The following is a 20,690-nucleotide window of genomic DNA, read 5'->3' as shown; positions in this document are numbered from 1 at the left end:
TTAGTTCTCTTTCACACACCAAAATCTCACTCGGTGCGACCTCTCTGGTGCTGTCAGTCTAACGCGAACTCGTCTCCGCTAGGCATGGAGTGCCCTACCCTCGCCGCCTCAATCCGCAACAGGTACAGTTAGTCTGACAAGACCTGGCGGAGCAAAGGCGGGCAAGTCATCCAAGAGTGCTTTGTCGTATGGCTCTTCGGGGAACATCACCGGATAGTAGAACGCGCGCAGCCGGCCATGATAGTCCCGCACGCGGTCTTCATAGGCGATCATCGCAGCCGCATCGGTTCCAGCCAGTTTCTCAAACGAACGCTCAACCAGCGACGTAGGGGACAGCAGCGAGGCTGTTCCTGCCAACCGATCTCTCGCAAGCCGCGCATCGCGATATTGCTGAACGAGCGGCTCTGCCACTTGGTCGCCGACCTGCTGGAACGCGTAATACCACTTCCATTCGAAGCCTTCTTCGATCTCTGTGTGGTCAACGAGTTCTGGATGCCGCTCCACAAATGGCTCCATCGTCGCTTCTTTGGGTAAATCCCATGCGTCGTTTACTGTCTCTCGTTGCAAGAGGAGGATTTCACCGCCGTCGGGCAAAGGATTGCCTGCTTCGATGGCTGCCTTTGAAACGGCAGGTACGACGATGGCGAGCGCAAGCCATAGGCCGACCAGCGATGTCAGTAGAATCGATGGCGAGGCGTCTATGCGGCTGACCAGTTCGACGATAAGCCACCAGATCAGCAGCGAGCCGACGACAATAATACTCGCCTGTAGCGTCAGCGACAGCCCAGCGCCTTCGACCGCACTCCCTATCCAGAGGGGAATAAGCAGCAGCAAGGCCAACGCAGATACTCGCACCAGCGCACGCGGCAACCACAGCGATCGCGGCAAACCGGCGGTCGCCACCAGCAAGTCATGGCGGCGCATGGTCCGCTCCGATGCTCGCAGATCGTACAGCAACAATATCAGCAGCAGCGGCGCGACGGAGGCCGCCAAGAAGGCGAAATCGAACCGTCCAACAAGACCGAAGTCCGCATTGCGCGTATCGGCCTCATGGATTTGCCCCTCCAGTGCGAGCATGCGCACACGGTGTTTCCAAGGGCTACTATCGCGCTGCCCCATGGCGGCGAAGGCAAAGTCGGATGGCGGCGCGTAGGTGAGGTGGAAGGCGTAATAGGCGGCGCTGCCCCAATCCTCCTGTCCCTCGAGCGCATTTGCGCGGTCCGCAGCGTCTTCTTCGAGCAAAGTCGCGATGGTTTCGCGTTGTTCGCGAACCTCCGCGATGCCGAAAGACACCGCCACGACGGAAAGCAGGAACGCCAAGAACAGCCAGAACAGAGCCCCGCGATCTTTTGCGAGGAAACGCGCTTCGCGGACTAGATTTCCGAGCATCAGAGCCTCACCCGCCGCGCTGCGCCGTAAACAAGCCCACCAGCAGCGGTGAGCCAAACCAATAGAATGACAAATGCGAGCAATGCGCGCTCCAGTCGCGTGTCTGCGTCATCTGGCTCAAAGCGGAACTCGTCGAGCACCTCCCATGCGCCGGCGTTGATCCGCGCGCGGCGGGAAGCCTCAGCATCGGCATTGCGGTTCATGTCGATTGCATAATCGAGGTCGTTGACGTGCTTTTCATTGAGTGCCTGGACGAAGCCAAATCGCAATGCCTCGCTTTCGCGTAAGAACCGGTGGTGGGTTGCAAGGTCAGTTCCCGCCAATGTTCGCGAAGCTGAGCTGATCGCAATGGTCGGCGAAGCCAGTCCGAACCACCCGAAGATGCGCGATTGGCTCGCCTCCAGCCCCATACGCTCTTCTGCGTAAGAATTGAGTAGTTCGGTCAGCTCGGCCTCCGAATAAGATGCGACCACGCCGCGCCAATTTATGGGTAGCTCCTCGATGGTCTCAACCTCATATTGCTCCAGCACTTCTGCCTGAAGCTGCATGAAAGCGGGGTCTGCCGCATTGTGCCCGTCGCCCAGTTTGCGTTGCTCGGCGAGCATCACAAGATCGCTCTCGATTTTGCCGGGTGCGTCTATCGCCGCGCTGCTGGCATTAATGGCAAAGCGCGGGACGATGAGGGCTGCACACAGCCAGACAAAAATCAGTGCGCCAAGCGAGACAGAGCGCTGTTTGAGCAGGATAGAGGCGGCGAGGACAATCGCGCCCCAGATGCAGAGGTAGACGAAATATCCGGCGACCATTGAACCGGCAGCAAGGGCGCTTTCGCCGAGGCTGACCGAATAGGCAGCCACGAGCACCAGCGGGACCATGAAGATAGCGATCACGGCAAGCAAAGCGGTTGCCTTGCCCAGCGCAAGCGTCGTGCCCGATTGTCCTTGCGCGAGCATCACCGCGAGCGTTCCGCTTTCGCGCTCGCGCAAGAACATGGCGTGGCCCAAGACGATAAGCAGCAATGGCAGGAGCAATTGATACAGGCTCGCCGGGGTCAGTGCGGCAAAACCGCCCAGATCCGCCGCCGCCTTGGTATCGGCGAACATAGCAGTGTTCTGGCGGTGCCCTTCGAGAAAGATGGATTGACCTGTCACCGCATCCACGCCCGGCTCAAACACTGCAAGCGGAGGCGGCGGACGGAAGGCATAGTGGCCGTAATGGATCATCCTGTGCGGATGGCGGTCAGGCTGCGCGAAGAAGGTCTGCTCCGCTGCGATCTGCTGATCGGTGCGCTGAGATTGCTCGTCGGCAATGCGGCTTGCCGTGAGCAGACTTGTGGCAGCAATCAGCACCGCAACGATCACGGCAGCCGCGATCACAACCCGCGAGCGCAGCCAGAGGCGCCATTCCTCGCGCGCTATGCGGGTGATCGTGCTCATGCAGCTTGCCTTTCAGCGAATGCCGCATGCACCGTTTCTGTATCGATCCGCTGGCCGTTCTCTGCGGCGAAGCTGCCGACCAATTTGCCGTGGCGGAGCAGACCGACCCGGTCTGCAATTTGGCAAGCGCCGTAAACATCGTGGGTAACCATAAGGACGGTCTGTCCGCCCTCGGCCAAGGCCTTCACGAGATCGTGAAACTCATCAATGGCAACAGGGTCGAGGCCTGATGTTGGCTCATCAAGCAGCAATATTGGGGTTTCGCGGAGCAAGGCGAGCGCGATGGCGGTCTTTTGCCGCATCCCCTTGGAATAGGATTGCAAGCGGCGGGTTCTAGCCTCTTGCGGCAAGGCAACGCGGTCAAGCGCCGCGTCAATCTCGCCCGTAGTTGCTGATTTTCCGGCTAGGTGTAGGAAATAGTCAAGATTTTCGTAGGCTGTCATGTGCCCATAAAGCGATGCCGCCTCAGGCAAATATGCGATCGCACCGCGAGCAGCAGCCACATCACTGGTCACACTTGTGCCGTTCACCAAAACTTCGCCGCCGGACGGATCGAGAAAGCCGAGGAAGGTGAGCAATGTACTGGATTTGCCGGCACCATTGCCGCCGAGCAGCGCGAAAATCTCGCCCTGCTGCACGGCAAAGGAAACGCCGTCCAACACGGCGTTTCCCTCGCGAACCAGAGAAAGCGAGCGAGCCTCCAAAGGCGATGTCATGTCGTTTTCCTCGTTCAATCAGAAGCTGTAGCGCGCTGAGATAAACGCCGAGCGTGGAGCGCCTGGTTGGACCCAGACGGATGCGAAGGAGTCGGTGTAATAGGTCTCGTCGAACAAGTTCTCGAAATCGACCCGGAACGACAGGTTCTCGATAAACTCAAATTCGGCGAACAGACGGACCGTTGTGTAATCGGGCAGGTCGAAGTCGCCGCCGACTTCCCCGTTACGCTCTCCAACATGAAGCACCCCGCCTCCCAATTGCACGCCAATATCATCGACCACCCAGCGTTGAGACACTTGCAGGCTCAGCTGATGGTCAGGCGAGTTAATAAGCGGCTCGCCAGGATTGAAGGTAGTGAACGTTGCCGAATCCGTTCCGCTATTGGTGTATTCGGCATCGGTGTAAGCATAGGACAGCCAGATATTTAGTCCGCTATCGAAGCTCGCATTGGCATCAAACTCCAGCCCGCGGCTGCGCGCTTCGCCAGCCGGGATCAGTTCGCCCGCTGCCTCAGGACGTGGGTCGAAGATGAGAATATTGCTTTGATCAACATCGAACACCGTCGCAGAAGCAGAACCCTGAACACCTGAGAACACAGAGGCGAGGTCAAGCTTCAAGCCCGCTTCAAACGACGTGGACTTATTCGGATCGAATGAATTGCCTTCAAAGTCCGCACCAGAAAGCTGGCGAATGCCCTCTCCATATGACGCATATAGGCTGATGCCATCGGTCGCGCGGTACACAAGGCCTGCTTGCGGAGAAAAGGCGCTGTTGGATGACTCGCTTACGACTGCGGGAGTAGAGCGACGGTTGACCAACCTTTGATCAAAATCATCAAAGCGCCCGCCTATACGAACCTGCAATTTGTCGGTCAGGTCAATCTGGTCTTGGATGTAAAAACCAAATCCACCTGTTTCTTCCAAGCGATCAATTTGTGCAGCCGCGTCAGGGCGGGCATATTGACCGTAAAGCGGGTTGTTCACGAAGATTAGCAGGTAAGTCTCTGGATCAAGCGTGCTGCTTGCAGCTCCGCCAATTCCTGCCTGGCGAAAACGGTTGGCGACCTGATCATTATCAAACTCGTCATAGTCGACGCCGAAGATCAAGCGGTGACGCAATGCGCCAGTGTTGAACTCGCCATTCACCTCTGCACGCAATGCGAGATACTCCGCTTCGTAATCCCGAAAACGGAAAAAACGGGAAATCGCTTGGCCGTCGACGAGATAGGGCTGGCGGCTGCCAAAGTTGTTTTCATAAGCATCGCCAACTAGCGATGTCTCTCGATAACCTGCGCCTACGAGAAGGCCCCAATTGTCGCTGAACTCGGTCTGAAATTCGAGCTGGTGCCCAAGCACCTCTGTATCGATCAGCGCATCAGGTTCGCCCGTGAACAAGCTGCGAGGCGAAAAGCCGAATTGGTCGGAGAAGATTACACCGCGGTCCTGAGGCAATTCTTGCGAGGTGTATTCAAGCTCGTATGTGATCGTTGAGCTTTCCCCGACATCGAAACGGACGGACGGATAGATGCCAAACTTCTGCGTTTCTTTACCCACGCGGAAACTACCGGCATCTTCGAAAAAGCCTGCAACGCGGATACCGCCATTGTCACCCAGCGTCGTTTGAAGGTCGATATCCCCGCGGTAAAAATCAAATGAGCCGCCTTGAAGCTGGACATAGCCGGAGGTCTCATATTGAGGACGCTTGGTGACGAGATTGATCGTGCCGCCCGGTTCGCCCCGTCCATAAAGCGCAGAGCGCGGCCCCTTCAAAACTTCAACCGCTTCAATTCCAGAAATATCGCGCGGGCCGCCAAAGCCGCGCCCGGCGTTAAAACCATTAACGAGAAAACCGCTGGGCAGGTTGATGTCGCCTGAAAAGCCGCGAATGGAGAAGCTGTTCCAAAGGCCGCCAAAGTTGTTTTGGCGTGACACAGAAGCCGACAGATCCAATGCTGCATTCAAATCCAGTGCATTGGTATCGCGCAGAATTTCTGCGCTGATCGTCTGGTCGATTTGTGGGATCTCAAGATCCTCAAAATCGCCTCGATACGCGCGGCGATCGGTGACAATGATCTCACCACTTGCCGTCTCGGCACCCTCAGACGCTTCAAAGTCCTGAGCGATGGCCGGAGCACTGACAGCGCCAAGGATGATGAAGGAAGAGGAGGCAAGAAGCCGATTAAGGTGCATTAGAATATCCGTTCAGAACTAATGATTTCGGGAAAGTCGGTAGAGATGCGCCCCTGCCAAGAGCATCGCGCCGGCAACTGTTGGGGCGGTTTCGCCAAAGCCTAGGGGCTCAGCGATAAGCGCAAGTAGCAGCAAGCCAACCCCGGCGATTGCCGGAACCAGAAAAGAGGGCGTGCGCGCATCGTGGGCGATTAAGACGGTCGTGACACCCGCCAGGATTGCGAGCGCTACGAACAACCAGTGGACCCATTCGGCATCCGCCAGCAAACCAAGCACCGGCAGGCTGATCGCGGCGACTGGAAGAAGCGCGCAGTGCACCACACAGAGCAGGCTGAAGCCTATCGCTGCCCGGTCGATTTTTGCTGTGTTCTCCATATCAATCTCCCTCTGTGGGATTGAGGACCAGAAGCAGCCGTTTCTCACCCGTTCCTGCAATCGGCGGCGAGCGGTGAATAGCTGGGTTATTGGTGGCGAGCTTACCTTTAAAGATGCCGATGTCGCCCGCCGACATCGAGTTGATATGGAGCGGCTCAGCTCCATTTTTGACGCGGGCGGCATCGTCGTCCGTCAGCCATTGAGTGCCGGACCCCGCATAGGTCGTGATTAGGCGCGCTTTGACATAGTCAGCATGCCACTTGCGGCAGGAATTGGTGGTAACGATCTCAATTCTGACTTCGAGTTCAGTGAGATCAAGAACGCTACAATAGCGTTCCGCCAACATGACAATGTCGGCGGTCAGTTCGTCTCGCTCAACTTGATCTGCGAAGCCCGCATCATCCAAACATTCCTCAAGGCGTTCGCGCAGGTTCGGCAAGGGCGTGTCGAAGCGAACGTCTGTAGGATCACTTGAAAGTAGGCGGGCATAGTTGCACGCAAGGTCGCGCTCCCAGATCGCGAGATTGCACTCTGGATCACGCACCGTGCGAATAACGTCGCAGGAGGCAGAAACCGCCGCGGAGGTTTGCAATATATCGGACAATTTTGAGATCGACTCATTAAAACGTTACAACGTAACATGCGGGCTAGCCGAGGGATCTGTTCCTTGCAAATGGTTTGTTGATGGAACGGCTGCTTTCACCCCCAATGATGGTCATTCTATAACTGACACGAAACACCTCAAAGCCGACGCTCGAGTAAAGTTGGTTAGCCTCAGCACTAAACATCTCTCGTCACCCTGAACTTGGTTGACCGTCTGCCAGCTGCGCTTCCAGGGTCCATCCCCCGCGCGGCCAGCTAGGCTTGGAGCTAAGGATGGATGCTGAACTGAATTCAGCATGACGAGTGTTTCTTCGTTTGCGTCACTCCAGCGCCAGCTGGGGCCTAGGGCCATGCAGTGTAGCGCTTGCCCGCTTGAGAGCCCAGCCCTTAGGCAGGCTCAGGAGAATGCCTTTTGCCGGGATGACGATACGCGGGAGCATGAGGGCGCGCGGATTTTCCTACTTGGCGTGAGCTCGCTAGGACTGCAGCATGCTTTTGCCCCGTGCTCTCCAGCCTCGCAGCTTGCTATCAATCGCCAGATCGAACAGCGCTCGATCGCGAATGCGCTCTTCGCGATCTAAGAAGAAGCGGATCGCCCAGATCTGTTTCTGATTGAAGAGGCGCTTGGGACCGATATTCGCGCCAAAGTTCCACGGCACTCGGATTTGGGCAGCAGGGTCAAAGTGTGAGTAAGTCATTGTCATTCTCCTTGGCCGGAATGGCCTCGGAGCATGTCCGCTTTCAGTAACTAAGACCTTGGGTCGCTACGTCTTGGATTAGGGCGCAAAGCTGCCGTTCACTCGGTGACCGTCCACCACCCTAGCCAGTTCACTTTGTGCCGCATGCGGGTGTAGCTCCACACTTCGCGCTGCTCGGCCTCGGTAAGTTGCCGGTCGCCAAGCCCCGCAAGTGCGGCATCAATCGCCCAAGGATTGTTTTCCCAACGCACACGCTCTTTGTCAGTCGGGTACTTCTTGATCGCAATGCCAAGCGTCCGCAGAACGCACTCGATCTGCATTGGGACAATCACGACCTTCGATACCCTGTTATTCTGCCCCTGCTCGTTCTTAGCGCGGGCAGTTTCAAGGGCTGCGAGGGATGAGCGAGTTGCTGCGCTATCTCCGGCTGACCCTTTCCGCGCGAGCTGAAGGATAAAAGCCTCGGCTGCTGTAATGCGGCGCTCGCGTCCATCTCACGTACCGTGACCATTTGCCCTAGAACATAATCATAGGGGATCTGCGAGTTGCGCTTACCCTTGGGCCGTCCTTTCGGATTGCCGGATTGGCCTTTCTTGAACCGATTAGCGCTCGGCGGTTTGCCGTATCCGATTGGCGCAGACGGGTCACCTTGGGCTTCATTCTTGAGCCGGCTCATATCCCGCTTCCTCGCGGCCAGCGCAGCTTGTCAGAGTCTTTAGTAAAGAACTTTATGTCGCTCACATCTTTCGCAGCGAGTTTGCGTTTGCCCGGGCGGCTCAATCCAGCCTGAGCAGCCCAGGTTGCCACCTTCATACGAGGTTCGGCGTCTTCGCTCAGACTTGGTTCTGGTTCGAGGATGCCCAGAATAGTGAGAGCCTCGCGCGCATTGTCAGAGCTTTGTTCATGCACCATGCTGACTCGTCCAGCGGCCGGTTTGTTGCGTTTAACAAGCGCCACCTCGCGTTTCTCGATCATCTTTAGAACTTGGCGGATAACCATTTTACTGCCGCCCAGCGCTGCCTGATAGATTTGTAGCTGCAGTGCTCCATCGACGGTCAGCTCGCGTTCCTTGCCATTTTGATTGACGGTCAGAACCTTGTCGAACACGAGATCGAATGCAGAAACATTGGGGCGACGCTTCTTCGGCCTGCCTGCGGGGTTGCCCGACTGACCCTTCTTGAAACGGGTATCAACTCCCCCGCTCATTCAGCAGCCTCTTGCGCGCTGGACTCATCTCCCGAACGGTGGACCGGCTGCGGCTCTTTGCCCGTGATCTGTGACCAGCGCGTCATCGCCACATCAACATAGGATGGATCGATATCGAGCCCGCGGAACGCGCGTCCAACCCGCTCAGATGCGGTCAAGCTAGCGCCGGAACCAAGGAAGGTATCTAGCACCAGTTCGCCTTGGCGGGTGACGTCACAGATCGCGTCGGCAACCATGACTACCGGCTTTACCGTGGGATGCAGCTCCAGGTCCTCACGCCGCGATCCGCGCATCGAATTGACCGAAGCGTAATCCCAGACATTGGTGCGGTTGCGGCCGTGTTTGCCGAGTTCCACCGCGTTAGTGTGCGGCGCATCGCCCACCAGGTAGACAAACACCATCTCGTGTTTGGAGCGGTAGAGCGATCCCATCCCGGCATTGCTTTTGATCCATACGCAGATGTTGAGCAGCTTGTTGTAAACCTCGGCAACCGACGCGGTGACATCATCCATATGGCGCCAATCCATGCAGACAAAATGCACCGCTCGATGACGCGATACTTTGGCGCAGACCCCCAGAGTGTCGGTGAGAAAGGTTTGGAACTCATCTTCGCTCATTTCGCCAGACGCCATCGCAAACTCACGGTGGCGGCCTGCCGCATTGACATGGCCATTGACCTTTACATTGTAAGCCAGGTCTAGGAACGCGCAGTCGAACTGCGCGCCCTCGCCGACCAGCTGGGACAGGAACTCTGTGTCGCGGCCATCGCCGCAGCCAATGCGGTGTTCGCCCAGCCGCCAGATATCGCCCATCTATACCCGCAAGAGCTCAGATGAAGGCCTCGAGCAGACGTTCAATAGTCTGGATGCGCAGCGCGCCGCTGGCGAGGCCTATATCACCAGCCAAGCCAGCGAAGGTTGGACGATACTTCCAGCTCTCTATGATGACGGCGACTACTCTGGTGGCACGTTGGAGCGGCCCGGTCTGCAGGCTCTGCTGAGTGACATTGAAGCGGGGCGGATTGACGTGGTGGTGGTCTACAAGATCGACCGGCTGACCCGCTCACTCACAGACTTCTCTCGCATCATTAAAACCTTCGATAAGGCTGGAACCAGCTTTGTGTCGGTTACTCAATCGTTCAATACCAAGGACTCGATGGGTCGGCTCATGCTCAACGTGCTACTCTCATTTGCGCAGTTCGAGCGCGAGGTGACCAGAGAGCGTATCCGCGACAAGATCGCTGCTTCCAAAGCTAAGGGCATGTGGATGGGCGGCAATCCGCCGCTGGGTTATGACCGGCCCAAAGAGGGAACGCACAAATTGCTGGTGAACGAGACTGAAGCTGCAAGGGTGCGAGGTATATTCAGCCGTTATCTGGAGATCGGCGCGGTCCATGCTCTCAAGCGCGAACTCACAGCGCGGGGCATTGTCTCCAAGCATCGCACCTACTCCACCGGGCGAACATCGGGCGCCCTCCCCTTTAGCCGCGGGGCACTATTCCATCTGCTGCGCAACCGCATCTACCTTGGGCAGATCGTCCATAAGGACTAGGTGTTTGAGGGCGAGCATGGCGGGATCGTCGATCCGGACCTGTTTGAGCGAGTGCAACGCAAGCTAGATGCCAATGCTCGCCGCTACCGCACCGCTGCTGACACCCGCGTCACCAAAGCACCGCTTATTGGCAAGTTGTTTGACGCAAACGGCGAGATCATGAGCCCATCATTCTCGCGTTGACGATCAAATCGGGTCTACCGCTATTATGTAGCCGCTTCGCTTCAACAAGGAGGCAGCCAGAGCCAGAACCAGATTGTTCAAAGACTGCCAGCGCTTGCAATTGAAAAACTCGTCGCCGACATAACATCGCGTTGGCTGCCGCGTGAGGAGCATCTCCTCGATCATGCAATAACCGTTAGGATCGCCGATGACGGATTGGTCTTCGAGTGCCCCGCTAAGCTAGCTGACGACATTGCTCAGCATCTGGCGGGCGGTGAGCGGATGATCCATTCCTCTGCCAAGCTCTGCCGGATCCACGTACCGGTCGCTCTTCCGCTGCGCGGCGGCAAGCGCCTCATCATCCGATCCGGCAAGCCCGATATCCGCCCAGACCCGACCCTAACTGCTGCGCTTCGCCGCGCGCATTCTCTGCTCGAGTGCAACAGCAAGGGAATGCCCATGCTCGAAGTGTCGCCTCCCTCTGCCTACAATCGCAATCTGGCTCGGCTTGCTTTCCTCGCGCCAGATATTCAGCGCGGCATCATGGAAGGGCGCCAGCCAGCATCGCTCAATCTTCAGCAGCTTATCAAAATGCACATCCCGATCAGCTGGCATGAGCAGAGAAAAGCGTTGGATTGGCCGAGCGCGCACCGAGCTTGTTCTGCGCAGTAACAGGCTTGTTATTGCGAGTTCGCGCCCTGTTTTTGGACGAATAAGTACCCTGTTATGGCGAAGAGCAGGGAAACTTCCCTTTCCAATAACTAAGCGGCGGTAATTGCGAGAATTTACTAGCGTTTCTCTGCCTAGATCTAAGTGAAACGCCCTGTTTTGGCCTCGAAATATACGTTTTTCCCTGTTTAACAAGGAAACCGCACTGATTACGATTGGCGCAGAGACTGGCTGCGTAAACTTCGCCTGATACCTGCAGAGACTGATGCTAAATATCCCGCGAACGGCGCTTTAGCCTGTTCAAACGCCCGCACCCCGCGGCTTTGCGCGCGCGCAATGCAATCTGAGACTAGTGCTGGGGGTTGGTGGCGGAGACGGTGGGATTCGAACCCACGAAAGAGTTGCCCCTTTACACACTTTCCAGGCGTGCGCCTTCGACCACTCGGCCACGTCTCCGCATTCCCGTATCCGGGAAAGGGCGCGGATAGACGCAAGCTTGCTCTTTCGCAAGCGGCTTCACGGTGGCAGACTATAGTCCATGAAAAAACAGCTCCTGACTGCCGCCTGCGCCTTTGCGCTCACCCTGCACGCCCATGCTCAGGATGAGGGCGAGCCCCAAGGTGCGCCCTCACCCAATGAAATCGTCGATAGCGCCGCTGGTGATGAATGGATCGCGATTGCAGGGGAGGATTTGCTGGTCATGACGCTCGCCCCAGATGCGCAAGGGGCCGCGCGCAAAGTGGTGATTCAATTGATGCCCGCGCCCTTCTCCCAAGGCTGGGTCGGCAATATCCGCAAGCTCGCCCGCGCGAAGTGGTATGACGACATCACCGTCAACCGCGTCCAGGACAATTATGTCGTACAATGGGGCGATCCCAATTTCGACAATCCCGAAGGCGAAGGCGAGGCAAAGCCGCTGCCCGAGGGCCTGAGCGTGATGGATGAGAGCGAGTATGGACAACCCACCTCAAGTGTTTTGCTTGAGTTGCTCGAAGCAGAAACAACCGATGATTTGGATCAGCAAGTCAAAGAAGCATACACGGATACTGGTGTCGCGCCCAATCGGGATCTTGTCCATATGCTCATGAGAGATTCCTATGCTGCCCGCACTTCATTTCTTGGGGGTTTCCCTTTTGGCTTTGCGGGATCAGAATGGGCTTCACTTATGTGGCCTGTCCATTGTTACGGCATGGTCGGCGTGGGCCGGGGGTATTCGCCGGACACTGGCTCGGGCGCAGAGCTTTACACGGTAATCGGCCATGCGCCGCGCCACCTGGATCGCAACATCGCGCTTGTGGGCCGGATCATTTCCGGCATGGAGCATCTCTCCTCGCTGCCGCGCGGCAGCGGCGCTCTGGGCTTCTATACCGCCGAGGAAGCAGACAAGCGCACGCCGATCCTCTCGGTTCGCGTCGCGTCGGACCTGCCGGACGGTGAGCGCCCCAAATTCGAGTATCTCTCCACCGAAAGCGAGACCTTTGCGCGCTATGCAGAGGCGCGCGCGAACCGCCGCGATCCGTTCTTTATCGTGCCTGCTGGCGGCGCAGACATCTGCAACATCCCGGTTCCGGTGCGCGCCATTTCCGCAGACGAATGAACGAGGCACAGCTCACACAAACGGGCCCGCTGTGGCTGTGGACCACCTCCAATGGGGTCAGCCGGCACTTTGTCACGATCAAGGGGGAGGCGGGTGAGAGCATCTCAGCCAATGAGGCGATGCGGCGGCTGGAGCTGGGCCGCAAACGCGGCTTTCGCTCGCAAAAGGTCGAGGCCAGGATTGGCGAGACCGCATGGCAAACCTCTTGCTTTCCAAACACCAGCAATGACAGCTCACCCATCAGCGATGAGGGCGGCTGGCTGCTCCCGATAAAGGCGCAAGTTCGCAAAGCAGAGGGACTGACAGAAGGCGACGAAGTTCAGGTCACGCTGACATTGATTTGACCGTAGCCGGGCAGACTACGCCCAGCCCAGTGTGCCCTGCTATACGCCCTTCGAATTCAGATCGCTGGCGCTGCTGCGGACCGTTTTGAGGAACTCGTCCGCCTTTTGACGCATGGCAGCAGCGTGCTCTCCCAATTGCTGAGCAGATGCCTGAACTTGATTGGAAGCCGATCCGGTCATCAACGACGCGTCGTGCAATTGTTGCAGCTGGCCCTCAACGGTCGCCGTGCTTGCCGCAACGCTATCGATATTACGGGCAAGTTCGCTGGCGGCGTGAGACTGCTGCCCAACGGCCTCAGCAATCATCGTAGAGGACTGCTCTAGCTCGTTGATTTGATTTACAATTGATGTGAGGTCGCTGACGCTCGACCCAGTCGAACTCTGCATTGCGCTGATTTTCGCCGCCACACTACTGGTTGCATTGCTGGTTTGGCTCGCAAGCTCTTTCACTTCAGAGGCAACGACGGCAAAGCCGCGCCCAGCCTCTCCGCCCCGCGCCGCCTCGATCGACGCATTGAGCGCGAGCAGATTGGTCCGCTGAGCGATCGTCTGGATCAACTCGGCAATTTCACCGATCTCTTCAGCGGCACTGGACAGCTCGGTCATCTTGCTGTTGGCCGCGACAACCAGCTCGCTGGCGTCATGCGCCAGGGACGCAGACGCTTTCGCTTGATTGCTCACCTCAGCAATCGACAAAGCAAATTGATCCGTTGCAGCCGCAGCAGCGCTCACATTCCTGGTCGCCTCTACCATCGCGTTGGAGGCTTCGGATGACTGCAGCGTTGAGCTTTCTGCTAGGGCCACCATGCTTTGCGATGTCGCCTTAAGCTGCTCCGACGCCCCGCCGATCTCATCAACAACCGCCCCGTTGGAAATTTCGAAACTGTCCGCCAACCCTTGCAAAAGCTGGGCCTTGTCAGCTCGCATTTGGGCCGATTGCTCGGTCGGCTGCTGCTGCTGGAGAAGCTCTTTTTCAGCAGTTTGCGCTCTTTGATCATTGAGCTGTTGCAGCTCTTGAGACCTGTCGCGAAAAACCACCAGCGCGCGCGCCATTTCGCCCAATTCATCACCGCGTTGCTGGCCCGGTATCCGGGTCTCGGAATAGCCATCGGCAATCCGTTTCATCGCGCCGGTTACCGATCCTATCATACCGATGATATTGCTCGTAACTTGCCGCCCGCCCCATATCGCCCCGGTCAACAGGACAATTCCTGAGATCGCGACGAGCCAGGCCATGATTGTGATTTTCCCAATCAGATCGGCAAATTCAACGGCGACAACTTCGACAACTGTATCAAATTCAACACGTGATGATTGCAGAACCATAGCGGTGCGCGACTGTAACGCAGCCACTGCGGTAGCATTCGCCGCTGGCTCTTCGAGGTTGGACAGCGAATTTCGAATTGCGCCGATTTCCTCAAGCCGTGCAGTGTTTCCTGATTGGATGTCCTGCGAGAATGGGTGGTCATCCTGCTTCAACAAACCATAATTGGTAAATGCTCGGTCGAGCTCAGTCTGCGCGCTTCTAATGTCCGCCAGATCGCGGCTCTCATCAAACTCGTTGAGATGAAAACGTGCTTGGCTAAGGGCTGTGTTCGCATCTGACATCAGTTCGCTGGTCGACGCCCTATCGCCTTGCGCAACACCTTCGCTGCCCAGGTAAGTAACAGCGCCGAACACAATCGCAAGCAAGGCAACGATGGCCAGAATATTGCCAAAAATCGCAGCGCGGACCTTGGCGACAACCGTATATTTGTCGAGCCAGCTATCGGCTGCATCTAAGAACTGTGCATCAACATGCGTACCAGCATCTGCTGGTTCAAAATTGTTGTTCGCCATGTCCATTTGATGCGTACTCCACGCGGAACGTTCACAAGTTGGGGGTTTACGAGACCGCGATTAAAGAGCGGTAAATTGCCCCTTAACCAAACTCACTATCCGCCGCTTTACGCGGCTTTTGCTTTCGCTAGCAATTCGCTGTCTGCCGAATCCAGTTCGCTTGCGCTGCGGCGCACATCGGCGAGGAAACTCGTCGCTTTCTCGCGCAGGGAATCGGCGTGAAGATCGAGCTCGCTGGCAGAAGCCAGAACTTGCGAAGAGGCAGAACCGGTTGCGAGCGAAGCCTCACGCAATTTTCCCGGCTGCGCGTCCACTTGCGAGGTGCCACTGGCGACAGTGTCGATATTGCGCGCCAGATCTTCGCCAGAAATTGATTGCTGATCAACGGCGGTCGCAATCACGACTGAGGCGCGTTCAAGCTCATCAATCTGCGTCACCATGGAATTGAGGTCCGCCACGCTCGATTGGGTCGAGCTTTGCATCGCGCTGATCTTCTCAGTCACGCTGCTCGTTGCATTGCTGGTCTGGGTTGCCAGTTCTTTTACTTCAGAGGCAACGACGGCAAAGCCGCGTCCCGCCTCACCGCCGCGCGCCGCCTCGATCGACGCATTGAGCGCGAGCAGATTGGTGCGCTGAGCGATCGTCTGGATCATCTCGACAATGCTGCCGATCTCATCAGCCGCGCTGGAGAGATCGGTCATTTTGCTGTTTGCTGCGGTCACCAGCTCGCTCGCTTCGCGTGCTAGAGCCGCCGAGGCGCTGGCTTGCTTGCTGATCTCCGTGATCGACAGGGCAAATTCATCCGTAGCCGCGGCTGCTGCTGTTACATTGCGAGTGGTTGCCTGCATCGAGGTGGAGGCCTCTTGCGATTGCTGGGCTGAGCCTTCCGCGAGTGTCACCATGCTCTCAGAGGTTTCTTTGAGCTGCGCGGAGGCTGCGCCAACGGCGTCAATCACTTCTCCGATTGAAACTTCAAAACCGCCAGCAAGTCGCTCTAACAGCTCGCCTTTATCGGTGCGCAGACGGTTCGATTCCTGTGCGAGTGCTTGCTGTTGAGCCAGCTCATGCTCCGCCGCGCTCGCGCGTTCAGCGGTCAGCTGACTAAGGTCCAGAGCGTCCTGGCGGAACACCGCGAGCGCGCGGGCCATATCGCCGATTTCGTCTTCGCGCTCTGCATGGAGAATATCAGTCTGATCGTCACCATTTGCGATCCGCTCCATCGCATCGGTGATGCTGCGGATCATGCGCACGACATTGCGAATGATCGCGCGGCCACCAAAGAAGGAAGCGATAACCGTGAAAGCCAATAGGGCCATGAAGGCGAGAATTATCTTGCCAACAATATCGAGCAAGTCGCCGGCTTTGCCGCTTACAAAGACATGAAGATCATCAACATAGACGCGCATCTCGGAATAAAGCGTGCCCACCTCTTGTTCGACTTCGCGCGCAGCAGGCGCATCAGCGCCAGCACCGGGCTCAATCGCGTTAAGGCGGGCATCGGCATTTTCAATCCGCCCGAGGTATTCCTCCAGCGAAGTGCGAATGTCACTCGGCATCATTTCGCCGCCATAATTTAGCGCTGTTCTGATGTCTTCCGCTGCGTCCTCAAGCTTGTCAGAGGCGCGCTCCAGACCTGCCTGTTCGCCGCGTTCCGTCACATCACGCAGCGAGACATAGGCATCGCCCAGCGCCAGCGCGGCATGGCCGCCGCGAACCTCGGCAGAGGCCAGCACAGTTTGGCGTTCACCTTCATTGCCAATGTAGGCAAGGCCGCCAAGAATGATGAAGGCAACCACCAGCACCATGGCCGCATTGCTAAAAATCGCGATGCGCAGGTTTCCGACCAGTGAAATGCGTTCGAGCCAGCGCTTGCGGGGTTCCTCGCCAGCGCTCAGATCCGCGTCATAGGTGTCCAACTCCTCGGTAGAGGCCGGCACAAATTCATGCGCTGAATAGCTCACAGTATTATCCTCATGACGCCGCTTGCGGACGTTTGGTTTCTTACATGAGGGGCAATACGAGGACGGGTTTAAGGAGTGGTAAACGCCTATTTAACCATCATTTGGGGCGGGTAGCCGATGAAACGGACTAAATCCGCTCTGCCTGAGCCACCGCGTCGCTGGCGCGCAGGGCGCTCAATATCCGCGTGAGGTGCGCAAGATCCTGCACCTCTGAATCGATTTCATAGGTGGTGAAAGGGTGGTCGAGCTGGACCTGATTGAGGCTGGTCACATTCGTTTTGTTCTGCGCGAAAATTCCGGCCATTTCCGCCAGCGTGCCTGGACGGTCGTAGAGCGTCACCCTAAGGCGGCCGACCGCGCCAACGGAACGCTTGCCCCAGGACAGATCGAGCCAATCAGCATCGATCCCGCTGGCAAGCTCAAGACAATCAATCGTATGCACTTCGACCCTTTTGTCCTTGCGGCGCAGGCCCACTATTCGGTCCCCCGGCACCGGGTGACAGCAGGTTGCCAGCGTGTAGCCGACCTCTGGCGTCAGCCCGCGAATAGAGATCACCCGCTGACGCTTGGACCAGTCTGCATCATCGTCGAAATCGGCGGTTGATCCGGGGACCAGCGCCTCCATCACTTCGCGGTCGGTCAGCTTAGCCGCCCCAATTGCGAACATCAGGTCTTCCGGCTCTTCCATCTCAAGGCGCTTGACCGCCTCGCGTATGGCCTTCTTGCCGATCCGCGCGGGCACTTTTCCGGCGATCTCATCGAACAATTTGCTGCCAATCGCCGCGATCTCTGCGCGTTCCTTGAGGCGTACAGAGCGGCGGATCGAAGCGCGCGCCTTGCCCGTTACCACAAAGCCTAGCCAGGATAGCTGAGGCTCTGCATTCTTGCCTTTGATGATTTCCACCACGTCGCCATTGTTCAACGGCGTGCGCAGCGGCATGTGCCGGCCATTGATCTTCGCGCCTACCGTTTGCGCGCCCAAATCCGTATGCACGGCAAAGGCGAAGTCGACCGAACTTGCGCCCTTGGGCAATTGGAACAAAGCTCCCTTAGGCGTGAAGGCGAAAATCCGATCCTGATAGATCGCCATGCGAGTGTGCTCGAGCAGCTCCTCAGCATCGTGGCTGGCATCGACAATCTCGATCAGATCGCGCAGCCAAGCGACCTGGCCATCGGCGGAATCGCTCTGTTTGTATGCCCAATGCGCCGCCAGCCCGAATTCATTGCGGCTGTGCATTTCGCGGGTGCGGATTTGCACCTCCACCCGCATGGAATTCTCATACATCAGTGAGGTGTGTAAGCTGCGATAGCCGTTCGACTTGGGCGTCGAGATGTAATCCTTGAACCGGCCCGGCAGGAATTGCCACGTTCTGTGCAGCACCCCCATCGCGGCATAGCAATCCGTCTCACCCTCGCAGATGACGCGAAATGCCATAATATCAGTGACCTGCTCAAAGCTGACGTGGCGTTCCGCCATCTTTTTCCAGATTGAATAGGGATGCTTCTCGCGCCCCATCACCTCAACCTGAAGCCCCGCCTCAGCCAGCACCTGCTTTACCTTCAGCGCGATCGCATCAACCTGCCCGCCATCCTGGCTGCGCAATTGCTCCAGCCGATTGGTGATGGTCGCAAAGGCCTCTGGCTCCAATTGCTCAAACGCCAGCGCCTGCATCTCGCGCATATATTCATACATGCCGATCCGCTCCGCCAGCGGGGCATAGATATCCATCGTCTCGCGCGCGATCCGCTGGCGCTTTTCGGGCTTTTTGATGAAGTGCAGCGTGCGCATATTGTGCAGCCGGTCCGCTAGTTTCACCAGCAGGACACGAATATCCTCACTCATCGCGAGCAAGAATTTGCGCAGGTTCTCCGCCGCCCGCTCGTTCTCGGGCATAGCCTCGATCTTGGACAGCTTGGTCACGCCATCAACCAGCCGCGCCACGTCCGGCCCGAAGTGCTCTTCGATGTCCTCAATCGTGGCCAGCGTGTCTTCGACCGTATCGTGCAGCAGCGCGGTGATGATCGTTTCCTGATCAAGCTGCAGGTCGGTCATCAACCCCGCAACTTCGACCGGATGCGAGAAATAGGGATCGCCGCTGGCGCGCTTTTGCGTGCCATGTTTCTGGACGGTGTAGACATAGGCACGGTTGAGCGCTGCCTCATCCGCACCAGGGTCATATTCTTTGACCCGTTCCACCAGTTCATATTGCCTTAGCATACCGTCCTATGATGCGGTAAAAACGCCCAATATTGCAAAGCAATTCGGCATTTAGGGTCAGAACCCAATAATCGCGTGAGCCGTGGTGATGGTTTGCTGTGTGAAATGCAAGGAAGGAACTGAAACAGCGAGCCATTCTCGCTGTGAGGTTCCTGACGCGGCAGTTCGCCTGCAAACCATCACCCAAAGGGCTTGAGTCGGAGTTCCAACTCAAGCCACGGCCATGTGCTTATTGGGTTCTGACCCTAGGCAATCAAATATCAAACTCTTGAGACCATAAGGCCCCAGATACGGGGTGGACCAAGGGAATTTGCGGGATGAGCATTACGGTAAAACTGAGCGCGGCGGCGCTGACATTGGGCGCATTGGCGGCCGCTGGCTGTCAAAAGCCGCCGATCACACCAGAAAACCAGATGTGCGATTTCAAGACGATCCGCATGAATGTGGGCGTGCCCGTCTCTCGTCCAGCCGACCTGGGTGAGCGCACGCCGTCCGCGCTTGCAGCAGAGATTGAGACCAGCCTGCGCGCGCATGACCGGCTGCAGAACGGCGAGAAGGCCAGCCTGCTCTCTCTATCCGGCGGCAGCGAACACGGCGCGTTCGGCGCTGGCATTCTTGCCGGATGGGGCGGCACCGGCGATCTGCCAGACTTTCAGGTCGTCACCGGGATCAGCACTGGCTCCATCCTCGCCACCTTCGCCTTTGTGAACGATGCAGCAGGCGCGGTCGAAGGCTATACGATCAATTCTGAAAGCGATCTGATCAATGTCTATGCCAAGCCGAAGGACGGAAAGCCGGACTTTGCCAATTACCTGACGCTGATCGAGCATGGCTCCTTCGGCAATCTCGAGCCGCTGCGGGCAAGGCTGCACACATATATCACCGACGACGTCATGCAGACAGTGGCAAATCGCTATGCCGCTGGCGCGCGGCTGTATGTCGGCGCAACCGACGCCGATAGCGGCGATGCGGTGGCGTTTGATCTGGGCGATATGGCCACCCGCTATGTGAACACCGCGCCCGATGATGAGGGCAAAGAGAACCTCAAGGATTGCTATATCAGCGCGATCATCGCCAGCTCATCCTCACCGATTGCCGCCCCGCCCGCGTTTATCGACAATACGATGTATGTTGATGGGGGCCTGCGCTTTGGTCTGTTCTCAGACAGCGTGCTTGAGGCATTTTTCCGCCGGCAGAACGGAATGACGGATGCCTATGAGCTAGCCGAATTGATCGAGCCGGGGAGCGAAGAGCCCGCCCCGCTGCCGGTCCAATCGCTCGCCCCGGTAGTCTATGCCGTGATTGACGGCACGCTGGAACTGCCACAGCGCCCCTGCCCCAAGGCGGACAAATCTCTGTGCACCGAAGAACAGCCGATGGGCGGCAAGCAAGGCGCGCATAAGGATTGGAACATCCTGGAACTCGCGCTCGATGCCGAACACATTCTCGTGAACGAGGTCTACCGTTTCTCTGCCCTCGCGGTCGAAGCCGATGCCTGCGAAGAAGCGGGCTGTTTCAACTTCCTGCGCATTGAGCCGGACGTGATTGATTTCATGAGCGGCCTGCCAGCGAAAGACGGCGGGATCGAAATCCTCACCTGCCCTGAGTGGCAACAGGTCGATATCGAAATCGATGACCCGATCGAGTTTCATAAACGCTACATGCGCTGCCTCATCTCTTATGGTGAGGAGAAGGTGGGCGCCGCTGGCTGGGGCAAAAGCTGACCCTAAGCGCGC

The 20,690-nt window shown here is 57.5% G+C and carries 20 protein-coding genes and 1 tRNA gene; 6 read left to right on the top strand and 15 right to left on the bottom strand.

The features are described 5' to 3' along the window. Positions 1 to 108: 108 nt before the first annotated feature. The 11 genes from AC0V6M_RS08400 to AC0V6M_RS08350 form a co-directional block, all read right to left on the bottom strand. Positions 109 to 1,389 (bottom strand): DUF3526 domain-containing protein, encoded by a 1,281-nt coding sequence (locus tag AC0V6M_RS08400; RefSeq protein WP_486138366.1) that lies wholly within the window; start codon positions 1,387 to 1,389, stop codon positions 109 to 111. Continuing rightward, entirely contained in the window at positions 1,389 to 2,825 is a 1,437-nt protein-coding gene (locus AC0V6M_RS08395) for a DUF3526 domain-containing protein (RefSeq protein WP_486138365.1), read from the bottom strand. Before AC0V6M_RS08395 ends, AC0V6M_RS08400 begins: the two co-directional genes overlap by 1 nt. Continuing rightward, a complete protein-coding gene (locus AC0V6M_RS08390; protein WP_486138364.1) occupies positions 2,822 to 3,541 on the bottom strand; it encodes an ABC transporter ATP-binding protein in 720 nt (239 codons plus the stop codon). Before AC0V6M_RS08390 ends, AC0V6M_RS08395 begins: the two co-directional genes overlap by 4 nt. A gap of 18 nt (positions 3,542 to 3,559) precedes the next feature. After that, on the bottom strand, positions 3,560 to 5,731 hold the full coding sequence (locus AC0V6M_RS08385) for a TonB-dependent siderophore receptor (RefSeq protein ID WP_486138363.1): 2,172 nt from the start codon (positions 5,729 to 5,731) through the stop codon (positions 3,560 to 3,562). A gap of 18 nt (positions 5,732 to 5,749) precedes the next feature. Further along, positions 5,750 to 6,106: a MerC domain-containing protein gene (locus AC0V6M_RS08380; RefSeq protein WP_486138362.1), complete on the bottom strand. Its 357-nt coding sequence runs from the start codon at positions 6,104 to 6,106 to the stop codon at positions 5,750 to 5,752. 1 nt (position 6,107) lies between these two features. Further along, positions 6,108 to 6,710, bottom strand: coding sequence for a DUF1826 domain-containing protein (locus tag AC0V6M_RS08375; protein ID WP_486138361.1), 603 nt, complete (start codon positions 6,708 to 6,710; stop codon positions 6,108 to 6,110). A 475-nt stretch (positions 6,711 to 7,185) separates the two neighbouring features. Then, positions 7,186 to 7,407, bottom strand: a complete 222-nt coding sequence (locus AC0V6M_RS08370; RefSeq protein ID WP_486138360.1) for a hypothetical protein — start codon at positions 7,405 to 7,407, stop codon at positions 7,186 to 7,188. Between the two features lie 98 nt (positions 7,408 to 7,505). Further along, the gene (locus AC0V6M_RS08365; protein WP_486138359.1) at positions 7,506 to 7,727 is read right to left on the bottom strand and encodes a hypothetical protein; all 222 of its coding nucleotides are present in this window, start codon (positions 7,725 to 7,727) and stop codon (positions 7,506 to 7,508) included. An 8-nt stretch (positions 7,728 to 7,735) separates the two neighbouring features. Then, on the bottom strand, positions 7,736 to 8,083 hold the full coding sequence (locus tag AC0V6M_RS08360; protein WP_486138358.1) for a DUF5681 domain-containing protein: 348 nt from the start codon (positions 8,081 to 8,083) through the stop codon (positions 7,736 to 7,738). Next, positions 8,080 to 8,613: a DUF5681 domain-containing protein gene (locus AC0V6M_RS08355; RefSeq protein ID WP_486138357.1), complete on the bottom strand. Its 534-nt coding sequence runs from the start codon at positions 8,611 to 8,613 to the stop codon at positions 8,080 to 8,082. Before AC0V6M_RS08355 ends, AC0V6M_RS08360 begins: the two co-directional genes overlap by 4 nt. Further along, entirely contained in the window at positions 8,610 to 9,425 is an 816-nt protein-coding gene (locus AC0V6M_RS08350; protein WP_486138356.1) for a DNA-methyltransferase, read from the bottom strand. Before AC0V6M_RS08350 ends, AC0V6M_RS08355 begins: the two co-directional genes overlap by 4 nt. Between AC0V6M_RS08350 and AC0V6M_RS08345 the strand changes: the two genes are divergently transcribed. The 3 genes from AC0V6M_RS08345 to AC0V6M_RS08335 all read left to right on the top strand — a co-directional run bounded on the left by AC0V6M_RS08345 (position 9,391) and on the right by AC0V6M_RS08335 (position 10,998). Continuing rightward, positions 9,391 to 10,164, top strand: a complete 774-nt coding sequence (locus AC0V6M_RS08345; RefSeq protein ID WP_486138355.1) for a recombinase family protein — start codon at positions 9,391 to 9,393, stop codon at positions 10,162 to 10,164. The two genes, AC0V6M_RS08350 and AC0V6M_RS08345, sit on opposite strands and share 35 nt — an antisense overlap. Next, positions 10,165 to 10,347, top strand: a complete 183-nt coding sequence (locus tag AC0V6M_RS08340) for a hypothetical protein (protein WP_486138354.1) — start codon at positions 10,165 to 10,167, stop codon at positions 10,345 to 10,347. 195 nt (positions 10,348 to 10,542) lie between these two features. Continuing rightward, positions 10,543 to 10,998 carry a hypothetical protein gene (locus AC0V6M_RS08335; RefSeq protein WP_486138353.1) on the top strand — a complete coding sequence of 152 codons (456 nt, stop codon included), beginning with the start codon at positions 10,543 to 10,545 and terminating at the stop codon, positions 10,996 to 10,998. Between the two features lie 363 nt (positions 10,999 to 11,361). Here the strand turns inward: AC0V6M_RS08335 and AC0V6M_RS08330 are convergent. Beyond that, positions 11,362 to 11,451: transfer RNA gene (locus AC0V6M_RS08330), tRNA-Ser, on the bottom strand. An 82-nt stretch (positions 11,452 to 11,533) separates the two neighbouring features. Here AC0V6M_RS08330 and AC0V6M_RS08325 point away from each other — a divergent pair. Both AC0V6M_RS08325 and AC0V6M_RS08320 read left to right on the top strand, forming a co-directional pair. Beyond that, on the top strand, positions 11,534 to 12,592 hold the full coding sequence (locus tag AC0V6M_RS08325) for a peptidylprolyl isomerase (protein ID WP_486138352.1): 1,059 nt from the start codon (positions 11,534 to 11,536) through the stop codon (positions 12,590 to 12,592). After that, positions 12,589 to 12,936, top strand: a complete 348-nt coding sequence (locus tag AC0V6M_RS08320) for a DUF1905 domain-containing protein (RefSeq protein WP_486138351.1) — start codon at positions 12,589 to 12,591, stop codon at positions 12,934 to 12,936. Before AC0V6M_RS08325 ends, AC0V6M_RS08320 begins: the two co-directional genes overlap by 4 nt. Positions 12,937 to 12,975: 39 nt before the next feature. Here the strand turns inward: AC0V6M_RS08320 and AC0V6M_RS08315 are convergent, their stop codons facing one another. From AC0V6M_RS08315 to AC0V6M_RS08305, 3 genes are all read right to left on the bottom strand, one after another. Then, complete coding sequence (locus tag AC0V6M_RS08315) at positions 12,976 to 14,775, bottom strand: methyl-accepting chemotaxis protein (RefSeq protein WP_486138350.1); 1,800 nt, start codon at positions 14,773 to 14,775, stop codon at positions 12,976 to 12,978. Between the two features lie 107 nt (positions 14,776 to 14,882). Then, positions 14,883 to 16,736, bottom strand: a complete 1,854-nt coding sequence (locus tag AC0V6M_RS08310; RefSeq protein ID WP_486138349.1) for a methyl-accepting chemotaxis protein — start codon at positions 16,734 to 16,736, stop codon at positions 14,883 to 14,885. A 127-nt stretch (positions 16,737 to 16,863) separates the two neighbouring features. Beyond that, entirely contained in the window at positions 16,864 to 18,954 is a 2,091-nt protein-coding gene (locus tag AC0V6M_RS08305; RefSeq protein WP_486138347.1) for a RelA/SpoT family protein, read from the bottom strand. Positions 18,955 to 19,271: 317 nt separating this feature from the next. Between AC0V6M_RS08305 and AC0V6M_RS08300 the strand changes: the two genes are divergently transcribed. Further along, positions 19,272 to 20,678, top strand: a complete 1,407-nt coding sequence (locus tag AC0V6M_RS08300; protein ID WP_486138346.1) for a patatin-like phospholipase family protein — start codon at positions 19,272 to 19,274, stop codon at positions 20,676 to 20,678. The last annotated feature ends 12 nt before the right edge of the window (positions 20,679 to 20,690 follow it).

Source organism: Erythrobacter sp. JB3-1 (genome assembly GCF_057364995.1).
Note: the sequence above shows the minus strand (reverse complement) of the source record. Positions and strands in the feature narration are given on the sequence as shown.